Genomic DNA, 11081 nt, shown 5'->3' on the forward strand with positions numbered 1-11081 from the left:
ATAAGAATCCTATATGATAACCGGTTTAGTTTATTAATATGTTAACTTCGCTTAACAATAGGGAAAATTAATCAATTTTATCCCATTTATCCCAATAAACTACAGAATTACCCAACTTTCAACATGGTTCCTTTTGATTATTTTGCAAAATAATTCAAAAAACTCCAAAAAAATATTGTAAAAGCCCATTTGGTTAATTTATATTCATACTATAAAATTTAATTTCCATATTTTTTATATTGACTTTTTGTATTTTTGTATTTTTTATTCTTTTCATTCAAAAATCTGATACAGGTAGGTACGGCGAATGGTATTTGACGGAATTATCCTCTCATTTATAGTTGGTTTTTTACGAAAAGGAAATTTAAAAGGCCTGGCACAACTGAATCTAAAATGGGGCTGGATGTTTCCGCTTCTTTTGGCTTTTGAAATTGCTGTTTTTGCCTTTCAAAATGATTTTAAAATTCTTGGACAAGCAAGCAACTATATTTATATGGTTATTTATATTTTAGGATTATTGTTTTTATTTTTAAATCGGAATAACCCGGGATTTATTCTTATATTAATTGGTGTCTTTCTTAATTTCTTAGTGATGGTGATCAACGGCGGAAGGATGCCGGTTTCATTAACGGCAGCTTCGGTTTTGGATCCGGGCTATATTGAAGCATTAAAACACAGCCTGTATGCTAAGCATACTGCGTTAAACCATTCTACTCATCTTGGTTTTCTGGGTGATATTATTCCAATTACTAAACCATACCCACGTACCCAAATCATTAGCATCGGCGATATCGTAATGAATATTGGGATCTTTATTTTCATCCAATATCTTATGCTCCAACGTCCTAGGACAGAAGACAAGAAAGTTATCACACTGTCCTTTGAAGGAGGTGAAAAATGATGAAAAACGAACAAAGACAAGGTATCAAATTAACAAGCATTTTATACAACGCAATTATTATTGGCTCTGTAATTATTGCATTAACATCTGGATTTAGACTAGTTTAATAGTATAATGATGGGAGAAGTAATTTTTACTTCTCTCAAATTTCGTTTATGTGAGTGATAATCATGCGCATCTTAAAAACGTCTACTACTACATACCTTTTTCTAGTATCTACTATTGGTATTATAATTTCTTTTGCATTTAATACCTTTCCACAACACTCCTTATCTGAATGGCTGACTATTTTTGCTTTAGCCGGATCAATTTTACTATTAAATCACTATCCTATCCTTCTCCCTCCAAAGGGAAACTCTCTTTCAATGGATTCTTCAATCTTTTTAGCATGTCTTTTTTTGTTTGGATTGAATATAACTTTGTATGTATTACTGATTAATGCCATTCTATTTTCATTTACACAACGAAACATAATTTGGTGGAAACATGTCTTTAATTTCGCAATCTATTCATTAATGATCATACTTGCTTATTATGCCTTTATTTTTACCGGTGGAAAAACCGGTGGAATTCACATACAAAATATTATTCCATATTTGATTTCCTTAAGTACCTATTTTGTTATAAATGTAATATTAATAGGAATTTACTTTATATTGGCCGCAAGTGAAAGTTTAATGGATGTTTTAAAAGGAATTATTAAAGAAACGATTGCAACTTATATAAGTACTCTAATGCTTTCTTTAGTATTAGTCATCTTGATGAATGCTGAAAAAACACTGGGTCTATTTTTATTTACCTGTATTTCATTTTTATTATCTTTAGCTTTTAAACAGCATTTTCATCTATTTAAAGAGATCTCTGAAAAAGCCAACAAAGACTTCCTCACCGGCTTGAACAACCACGGCTATTTTAAGGAGCTTTTGGAAAAAGAAGTGGCGGCTGCGAAGGATAGTGAGCGACCCCTTAGTCTTGTGCTCCTAGATATTGATGATTTTAAGAAATACAACGATTTATACGGGCATATACAAGGGGACCATTTACTCCAGGAATTTGGAGCACTTTTGAAATCAGAGGCAGAGAGGAAAAACTTTACAGTCGCCCGCTATGGCGGTGAAGAATTTTCGATCTTTATGCCAAATACGAATCGAAAAACGGCTTACTCCTTTATGAATGAATTAAGAAAAAAGGCAAATAACACGTATTATAAAGGGGTCGAAGGTCTTCCATACGGCTGTATGTCCTTTTCAGCGGGAATTGCCGAGTGTGAAAAAGAAACGTACAGCATTTCCGAACTTTTGAACAAAGCGGACCAAGCAATGTACGCAGCGAAAGACCAAGGGAAAAATCTCGTCCAAATCTATAATGAGCACTCTGAATACACGGTTGGACGCTCCCTTTCACTTGAGAAGGGATTAGATGAAGCGGAACAGCAGTTAAAAATCTTTCTTTCGAAGGATGTCTATACATACCGTCACAGTAAACGCGTCTACCAATATGCTGTGGATTTTTCACGGATGCTCAACTTAAGTGAACATGAACGGAAGACGCTGATTTTGGGTGCATTAATTCATGACATCGGAAAAATCGAAATTCCGCGGGATATTTTAAATAAAAAAGGCAAGCTCGAACCACATGAATGGGAAATGATGAAAAAGCACGTAACCTGGGGCAAGGAAATCATCTCCACCAACAAAAAATTGGAGGAACTGATTCCTCTGGTCGAGCTTCATCATGAACGCTATGATGGCAATGGTTACCCCTATGGGCTAAAAGGAAAATCGATCCCGAAGCTGGCGCGGATCTTATGCGTCATCGACTCATTTGATGCAATGACCACGGAAAGACCTTATCAAAAAACGAAAACATTCAAAGAAGCAATCGTCGAATTACGTGCCTGTGCCGGGAAACAATTCGACCCGCAATTCGTCGGCCCATTTATCACCATGATTAAGCAGCTCGATAACACATGCGAGGAATCAGAAGAAAAAGTGCTTTCATACGCGAATAAATAAAACCCAAACCCCCTTTTTCTGTGAAAAAGGGGGTTTAAATTCAATTTGTCCACTCCAGGTGGACAAATAGCCGAAATGTCCAAGAACGGTGACAGGCACCATTCATTTTGGTCCTCAAAGGAGCGTCCCTTTCTCACATTCACGTGAATTCCCTCTTCCTTCTTTAAAGATTTACTGTCAGAATGAGGCGGATTTCTTCATTTCGACTTTTCATTTTCATAGAACTCTTTTGTCTCGGTCAAACCGTAAAGCAAATCATAGCTAGGCATCCAGTCCAATAACTCCATTGCTTTTTCATTATTCAACCTGCTGTAGAGGATATCTCCATTTCGTTTTGGCAAATAAATCGGTGAAATATATTTTGATGAAATTAAAGCATATAACTTATTAATACTCGTTTTTTTATTTAGACCGATGTTGATAATTTGATTCTTTCCTTTATTTAAAGAAAGAACGTTTGCTGCTGCGACATCTTTCACATAAACGAAATCCCTGGTTTGTTCTCCATCCCCATAAATTACCACTTGTTCACCTTTTATAGCCTTTTGCATGAAAATGGCGATAACACCGCCCTCACCTTTTGATGTTTGACGGGGACCATAAACATTGGCATAGCGGAGGATTGTAAAAGAAATACCATAAAACTTCTGATAGAGTTGAATATACAATTCTGGAGTATGCTTAGAAATTCCATAAAAGGAGATAGGTTGTACCATAGAGTTTTCCCGAATACTGCAGTCGTTAGTTTCTCCATATACGGCATAGGAAGAGGCATATACGATTTTACGGACATTAAACTTTCGGCAGCATTCCAACAAGCGAATCGTCCCAATGATATTTGCATACGCATCAACTGCGGGATTTTGAATTGATTTTGCGACATCAACCTGTGCTGCTTGATGGATAACATACTCGGGTTTTTCTTTGTTAAAAACATCCTCTAATTGAGGCGAGTTAATATCCAACAAATAAAAACTTGCATTCTTATTAACAAACTCTTTATTACCAGTACTTAAATTATCAACAACGATTACTTCATGCCCACCATCGATAAGCAAATCAACAATATGGGAACCAATAAAACCAGCTCCCCCCGTCACAAGCACCCTCATTGCTTCTCCTTCTCCCCTTCCGTTTTATACCAAGCTATTGTTTTTTTTAGCCCCTCATCTATATCAATTTCTTTTTTTATACTATGCGGACAAAGTGAGGGGGGAATGGTCAGATATAACGAGAAGGAAAAATAGACTTGTAAAATGGTTTATGAAACGAAGAAAAAAGGTTGATCCTATTTTTTCGAATCAACCTCTTTCTAATTGCCTTCGACGCCATTTTGTTACCTTTCCTAACATCGGGAATTCGCACCTAAAATGGATTAAAACCCCGTAAAAAAAGCAACGGAATATAAATCCGTTGCTTTGCCAAAATAGTATTTGCTAGATCCAGCCCTTTTTCTCAGCGATACTAGCTGCTTCCGTTCGGTTTTTCGCATTTAGCTTGTGGATGATTTCTGATATGTAGTTACGGACTGTCCCGGAAGATAAATAGAGCTCCGAGGTGATTTCTTTGGTGGTTTTTCCTAAGGCTGCCAGGCGCAAAATTTCTTGCTCTCTTGGGGTCAACGGGTTTTCTTCACGAATCACATCAAAGGTTAGCTCCGGGCTGAAGACCCGCTTCCCGGCTTCCACTTTGCGAATCGCATCGGCAAGCTCATCAATCTCTCCATCCTTTAATAAGTATCCATGCACACCAATTTTTACTGCCCGTTCAAAATATCCCGGACGTGCAAAGGTGGTCAAAATGATGACCCTGCTCTTCGATCCCCTTTGCATCAGCTCTTCAGCCACTTCCAAACCGCTTCGCACCGGCATTTCAATATCCATCAGGCAGACATCCGGCTCCAGCTTAAGAATAGCCGCCAGCGCCTCCTCACCGTTCATTGCTTGACCGATGACCGTCATATCTTCTTCCAAATCCAGCAAGGAGCCAAGCGCACCTAGCAGCATTCGCTGATCTTCAGCAATAAAAAGACGAATCATATCGCCGTCCCCTTCCTATTTGCTTTTTTAATAATCGGCACAGTCATTTCCAGAACAGCACCATTATGGGTCGTAAGCTTTAGGCCCCCGTCAATTAATGCCAGCCGCTCTTCCATCCCCTGCAAACCATTCCCAAACTGCTTACTTTTATCGACGCCCATCCCATCATCCTGAACAACTACGTTCATTCTTTCAGAGGTTTGTAAAATGGAAATCGAACAATGGGTTGCCCTGCTATGCTTAACTACATTAGTGGCGGCTTCTCTTATGCACATGCTCACAATATTTTGCATAACAGGGGGAATTTGATGGAAATCTACCTCTCCATCATATTGATAGGTAATTCCCGCCGCTCGCAAAATTTGCTTAGTTTGAAGAAGCTCTTCGGCAATGGTCGCGGCCCTCATATCGGAAACCAGCTCGCGTACTTGTTTTAACGCAGCCCTTGAGGTGATTTCTATTTCCTTTGCCTCGAGCCGTGCCCGTTCCGGGTCGGCTGCTGTTAACCGCTGGACAAGTTGGCTTTTTAATGTCAGCAGCGACAGCGTATGTCCGAGCGTATCGTGAAGGTCACGGGCAATCCGCACACGCTCCTCACGCTTGACCAGTTCTTTAATTTGTTGATTCGCTTGATCCAGCTTCCGTTCCAGTTCCATCCTGCGATTCATTGAGCGAACACCATAGGGCGAAATCAGTATAATAATGATAAATGGGACAAAATAAAGCAGCTCGCCCGAAGAAAGCATCGTTTTCGTATTCACGAAATGATACATAAACGGGATAATTTGGACAAACGTTAAACTGACAATACCGCGATAAAATTTCGTTTTTTCGCGATAATAGCCAATAAAATTGGCCGGGAAAAAACCTAAAAACATGTAGTTTAAGTTGTAAAACATGCTATAGGTAAAGATGATTGCCAACTGTACAGCTAACCAGTAGGTGAATTTTCTTTTTCCTGCGCAAAAATACAGCTGGCGATACGTTACTAAGAAAAGCAGCACCATTCCATAGCCAATAATTTGCTTAAAGCCTGCTTCTTTCGTTAAATAATAGATTGGGAAAGCAATATAAACCAAAAAGATATAGGGAAAGAAGCCAAATTGGCTCGGAAAAATACTGAATGTCCTACTCATACCTCAATCACATCACTTCTTGTTTTCTTCTAATATACTTCGATAGTAGCATGAACAAGACTAGGTAGGCGATTAAAATCAGAATATTTTTCCAGCTTGGCGCACCGCCCTGAACAATGGCCCAGGCGCCATTGCCAAAATTGTAGGATGGCAGCCAATGTCCGATATTCTGCATCACTTTCGGCATGATCTCCAGCGGCATCCACATCCCGCCCGCGACTGCCAGCACCATATACAGCACGTTGCTGATTCCTGCCGCTGTTTCTACTTTTTTCATCATTCCGATTAACGTGCCGATTGCCAGGAACGGCATCGATCCAATCAGAATCCACAAAGCACTCATGATCCACTGGAACGGGGTTAGCGAAACACCATTGATGATTGCGCCTGCGCTAAAAATAACCGTAATGGACAGCAAGTGGATCATACTTTGGCCAACCATTTGGGCGGCAAAATAAACGCTGTCCTTGAGCGGTGTGATGCGAATGAACGTCGACCACCCCTGGGCCCGCTCCTGAACCATCCGTATTCCAAGGGTCATAATCGAAGAACCCATCACGCTGAACACCGTCATCGACATTAAATAGTGCGCCTTCCATCCAGCCGGGTCAGGGGCGTTCGTATTAACGACATTCGTAAAGATATAATAGAAGATAATCGGCATCGCCAATGACCAAAATACAAAGTAACGATTCCTTAATACGCGTTTGATTTCCGCTTTGCATTGCATTTGAAATGCTTTCATCTTACTTAGCCTCCTTATTTTCGCCTGTTAGCTGTTCAAACGCTTCTTCGAGCTTTCCATGTTCAATTTGAATATCATGGGCCCCTAGTTTTTCTTGAAAAATCAGTTCCAGGACTTTATCAGTATTGGATGCCTGAACGTATACCCGATTGTTTTTCCGAAAAATCTGCTCAATTTCAGGGTGCTGATAAAGTTTTTCAAGCGACCTTTCGGGTTCTACTTTAAAGGAAACCGACTGCTTGGAAATCCTCGATTTGATTTGCATTGGCGTTCCATCCGCGACGATTGCACCATCGTTAAACAGGATGATTCGCTGCGCGGCATCGTCTGCTTCCTGTAAATAGTGGGTTGAAAATATGATGGTTTTACCTTGGTCGGCGAGGGTGCTCACCGTCTGCCAAAAGCGATTTCTTGAGGTAATATCCATGCCGACTGTCGGCTCGTCGAAAATAATTAACTCCGGATTCCCCGCCAGCGCTAACGCAAAGCTCAAACGGCGCTTTTGCCCGCCGGACAATTTTTCCGCCTGTGTTTTTAAATCCTGCTCTGTGAGGCCCGTTAAGGTGACGAGTTCTTTTAGCGGCAGCGGCTGGCGATAATAGCTTTGGATGAGCTCGAGGATTTCACGAACCTTTAAGCCCGGTATCACACTAACCTCCTGTAGCATCGTCCCTAGTTTTTCACGCACGTTGGTTTCATTCGGCCGCTGATTGAATAGCTTCACTTCACCTTCGGTTGGTTTTAGCAATCCTAATATCATTGAGATCGTCGTCGTCTTCCCGGCCCCATTCGGCCCGAGGATCGCTACCACCTCACCCTTCCCAATCGAAAAACTCACATCATTAACCGCATGTTTATGTTGAAATGACTTTGTCACATTTGTCAAGCTCACAACCTCATTCAAATCTCGAACACCTCCCGATTTCTTACAATCATTGTATAAATTACAGGGGGAAGATTTTAGTATGAAATGTCACCAATGCCAGGTGACAAATGTCACAAATTCGGTGCCTGTCACCCGTTCGACGCCACTATGTAACATTTCCTAACATCGGAGGGATTGTAACTGAATATTCAAACAATATCCCTCGCAATTGGTATGAGTGTAGTAAAATTATGTAAATAGTAGGTAAGGAGGGGAGTTGAAATTTTCACCTATCCGATTCATCCGCTGCTCGTACATTTTCCTATTGCCTTGTTGTTATTTGGTGTTTTCATTCATTGCCGTAACTATTACCGGCTACTATGGCGGCAAGATTGTTTACCACAATCAACAAACGCCAATTTCAAATAGCCTACAGTTGGATGACCACAAAAAATCGGACAACCAAGACTAGTCTCCCAATGGAAAAAGGACCTGGAAACAAACATATCCAGGTCCTTTTTTCGGTTTGAAATTTTTACCCTATTGTTATTCTTGGCTTTCAACTTGTTTTTCATTTGCCTTTGATTCCCTGTGATCAACAATTTCCTTCAACTCACCAGTATCGCCTTTCGCATTAATAATCTCGAAAATTTGATTTAGCCCTTCACTCGTTGTGTCTCTATCGTCCTTCATGCAGATTCACCTCCTGTTAAAAAAAACTTCATATTTATAAATTGCGCAATTGAGGAGGAAAAATAAGCCCTGCCCTGATCATTTCAACAAATATCCGTTGATTTATGTCGATACAAAACGATTTCCGTTAAGTTTATGTTAAGAATGTTAGAGTACACTACGAATATCTAATGTCCCCCTATAATATAAAAATGTAGGCTAATCAAAACTTCAGAAGAGGTGCAGATCATGAAGAAAAATGAACAGGTTCAAATTCAATTTTTGCTGTCATTAATAAAAAAGGATATACACCATTATGAAACCCAGCAAGAAGCACTCAAAAAATGGATTCAGCAGTCCATCCTTTCATTAAATCAACCTGACGCCTTTTTATTAGAAGAGCTCAAAGACGAATACAATCAGAAAGTATCACAACAAAACGACTTATTCCAAGAACTCAAAAAAACCCTAACCATATACGAAAACATTCAAAAAAAAGCATAAAAGGTAGGGACAGCTCAGTAGCTTTAGCGCATTAGTATAGTGGGCTGCAGTCTCCCGATGAATTAACGAAATAGCACGGCGGGAGGTCTGCCCCTCATTAATTTAATCGAAACTGCCCGGCGGGAGGCCTCTAATTTAATATCGAAGCCGGGATACAATTCTTTTACCGAATTAACGTGATAACGCAGCGGGATACCTATTTAAAATTGATTTAATACGCTAACCCGTCGGATCGCAAGGAACCCCTTGCTTTACAGCGCTAAATGAGGACAATTGTCGAAAACATTCCTTAGCAAACTTTCATTATTCTCCATTAACCCCAACCTTTATTTGCTATGTTAAAAGAAAATTAATAGATTGGGGTACTTGAAAAATGTATTTTGAAATCTTGTTAGATGCCGTTTTGGGAGAAAGACAAATATTCCATATTATCGAATGCCCTATCTGTGGGTTTGAAGAGGTCTATTATGAAGATTCTGAGACAAAAAAGCTAATTGGCCGTGCCTGTTCAAGCTGCAACTTCGTACAAAAATTTGAATTCTAAGCCTTCTACTTAAAGTAAAAAGCCTAGGGGAGCACGTATCCCTAGGCTTTTTACAACAGACCTTATATTATTTTACTGATGGACTGAACACCCATGCGTTCATACACTTTTGAATACCCTTACATTTTACAATCTTGCACCAAATTCGATAGCTTTGCTGTTGTGGTACACTGCCTTGATTTTTAACTTAATTTTTAGCTCTTCACAAAGACAATCTTGCTGAAGTAACTCATTATGGCGGTGCTGGAACAGGTGCCAATAATATTTCCCTCTAAAAAACATACTTTTCAACACATGAAAACCTCCTCAATTGGTTTACATAAATCGTAGGAGTTGTTCGTGTTCGGTAACTGGCAAGCATCGTCGTAATAACATTAGCCCCTATAGTTTTGCGTCACCATTTTTCAATGGCTTTGCCGTTTCGTACGATTTATGTGTCTACTAAAAATATATGCATAAAAAAATTTAATTAATAGTGCAAAAAGACCTAACCGTTCCTCATTTTTCCACACTGAATCCCTTTTCGAAGAAATTTTACTAAATGCCCCCTCAAGAAGGCTCTCTCTCATTTTCAAAATTGCAGCATTTTCGTAATGCTGTCGAATATTGTCCGCAAAATGATGTATTCCATATTTTAAAAATAAGTATTAGACTTATGTTTAATAGACCTGACTAATTTAACTTCTACCACCTTAGAACTTTCCGACTTGCGCCTTTTTTGATTTTCGTAACGTCAAATAATTGCTTTAATGTCACTCGGCAAGTACAGAGTCTATTTTAGAAAGAGCCATTATTTTGTGAAGGGTAATCTAAATTTTTTTATAAAGGAAGTTTTTCATGGTAAAATTCTTTTCCACTATTTTATGTACGATTATGCTTGCCTTACCTTTAACAGGCTGTACGGGCACGATCCAAAATGCCGAAAAAAATCACCAATCAGAATCAAAGCCTCCAAAAGACCCGAACAACGATAACCAATACCCCAATCAATCAACAGCTACATCCGGGAATACTTCTTCTGATACCGAAGCTCAAAAGTACTCGAACACTGACAGCATCCAGGTTATAGCCAAACCTAAAAGTATTCCGGTTCTTGTGAACAAACAAAACAAGCTGCCGGATAGTTATAATCCTAGCGATTTAATTTATGCAAAGATACCTTTTGTAAATACAGCCGGAGCCGAAAAGCGAAAAATGCGGAAGGAAGCGGCAGCGGCGATTGAAAAATTGTTCGCAGAGGCTAAACAACAGGATGTAAATCTTTTAGGTGTCTCTGCCTACAGGTCTCATGCGACACAAATCACTTTGTTTAATTATTACGTTAAAAGAGATGGCTATAAAAAGGCAAGAACCTACAGCGCCTTGCCGGGAACGAGTGAGCATGAAACAGGCCTTGCCATTGATGTGACCGGAGGAAATGGCAAATGCCAGGCACAGGATTGCTTTGGGGGGACAAAAGAGGCAATCTGGCTTCAGACTCATGCAGCGGAATACGGATTTATCATCCGTTACCCGAAAGGAAAAAGTTCTATTACAGGCTATAAATATGAACCATGGCACATTCGTTATGTTGGCAAGGCGATCGCCATAGAAATCATGGACCGCGGAATCACCCTTGAAGAATATTACCAAGCTACACCTGTAAATAAATAAATTTCAG

The 11081-nt window shown here is 39.6% G+C and carries 12 protein-coding genes and 1 riboswitch; of the genes, 5 read left to right on the plus strand and 7 right to left on the minus strand.

All coding sequences use genetic code 11. The annotated features are described in order from the left end of the window. The first annotated feature begins 307 nt into the window (after positions 1 to 307). Positions 308 to 901: a DUF5317 domain-containing protein gene (locus J2S10_RS11145; protein ID WP_307407624.1), complete on the plus strand. Its 594-nt coding sequence runs from the start codon at positions 308 to 310 to the stop codon at positions 899 to 901. Between the two features lie 170 nt (positions 902 to 1071). After that, positions 1072 to 2916 (plus strand): bifunctional diguanylate cyclase/phosphohydrolase, encoded by a 1845-nt coding sequence (locus J2S10_RS11150; RefSeq protein WP_307407626.1) that lies wholly within the window; start codon positions 1072 to 1074, stop codon positions 2914 to 2916. Positions 2917 to 3113: 197 nt separating this feature from the next. On the opposite strand, the gene J2S10_RS11155 is transcribed toward J2S10_RS11150, so the two are convergent. The 6 genes from J2S10_RS11155 to J2S10_RS11180 all read right to left on the minus strand — a co-directional run bounded on the left by J2S10_RS11155 (position 3114) and on the right by J2S10_RS11180 (position 8394). Next, positions 3114 to 4028, minus strand: coding sequence for an NAD-dependent epimerase/dehydratase family protein (locus tag J2S10_RS11155; protein ID WP_307407629.1), 915 nt, complete (start codon positions 4026 to 4028; stop codon positions 3114 to 3116). A gap of 324 nt (positions 4029 to 4352) precedes the next feature. Further along, positions 4353 to 4955, minus strand: coding sequence for a response regulator transcription factor (locus J2S10_RS11160; RefSeq protein ID WP_307407631.1), 603 nt, complete (start codon positions 4953 to 4955; stop codon positions 4353 to 4355). Beyond that, positions 4952 to 6091 carry a sensor histidine kinase gene (locus tag J2S10_RS11165; RefSeq protein ID WP_307407633.1) on the minus strand — a complete coding sequence of 380 codons (1140 nt, stop codon included), beginning with the start codon at positions 6089 to 6091 and terminating at the stop codon, positions 4952 to 4954. The genes J2S10_RS11160 and J2S10_RS11165 overlap by 4 nt, the downstream gene beginning before the upstream one ends. 7 nt (positions 6092 to 6098) lie before the next feature. Further along, entirely contained in the window at positions 6099 to 6836 is a 738-nt protein-coding gene (locus tag J2S10_RS11170; protein WP_307407635.1) for an ABC transporter permease, read from the minus strand. 1 nt (position 6837) lies between these two features. After that, positions 6838 to 7740 carry an ABC transporter ATP-binding protein gene (locus J2S10_RS11175; RefSeq protein WP_307407637.1) on the minus strand — a complete coding sequence of 301 codons (903 nt, stop codon included), beginning with the start codon at positions 7738 to 7740 and terminating at the stop codon, positions 6838 to 6840. Positions 7741 to 8247: 507 nt separating this feature from the next. Continuing rightward, positions 8248 to 8394: a hypothetical protein gene (locus J2S10_RS11180; protein WP_307407639.1), complete on the minus strand. Its 147-nt coding sequence runs from the start codon at positions 8392 to 8394 to the stop codon at positions 8248 to 8250. Positions 8395 to 8622: 228 nt separating this feature from the next. Between J2S10_RS11180 and J2S10_RS11185 the strand changes: the two genes are divergently transcribed. Both J2S10_RS11185 and J2S10_RS11190 read left to right on the plus strand, forming a co-directional pair. Then, positions 8623 to 8877, plus strand: coding sequence for a hypothetical protein (locus tag J2S10_RS11185; protein WP_307407640.1), 255 nt, complete (start codon positions 8623 to 8625; stop codon positions 8875 to 8877). Positions 8878 to 9250: 373 nt separating this feature from the next. Next, positions 9251 to 9421, plus strand: coding sequence for an acyltransferase (locus tag J2S10_RS11190; RefSeq protein WP_307407642.1), 171 nt, complete (start codon positions 9251 to 9253; stop codon positions 9419 to 9421). Between the two features lie 126 nt (positions 9422 to 9547). Here the strand turns inward: J2S10_RS11190 and J2S10_RS11195 are convergent, their stop codons facing one another. Further along, on the minus strand, positions 9548 to 9715 hold the full coding sequence (locus tag J2S10_RS11195; protein WP_307407645.1) for a hypothetical protein: 168 nt from the start codon (positions 9713 to 9715) through the stop codon (positions 9548 to 9550). A gap of 48 nt (positions 9716 to 9763) precedes the next feature. Beyond that, positions 9764 to 9849, minus strand: a riboswitch (cyclic di-GMP riboswitch). 409 nt (positions 9850 to 10258) lie between these two features. On the opposite strand from J2S10_RS11195, the gene J2S10_RS11200 reads away from it, so the two are divergent. Then, complete coding sequence (locus tag J2S10_RS11200; RefSeq protein WP_307407647.1) at positions 10259 to 11074, plus strand: M15 family metallopeptidase; 816 nt, start codon at positions 10259 to 10261, stop codon at positions 11072 to 11074. Positions 11075 to 11081: the final 7 nt, after the last annotated feature.

The organism is Neobacillus ginsengisoli, from assembly GCF_030813055.1.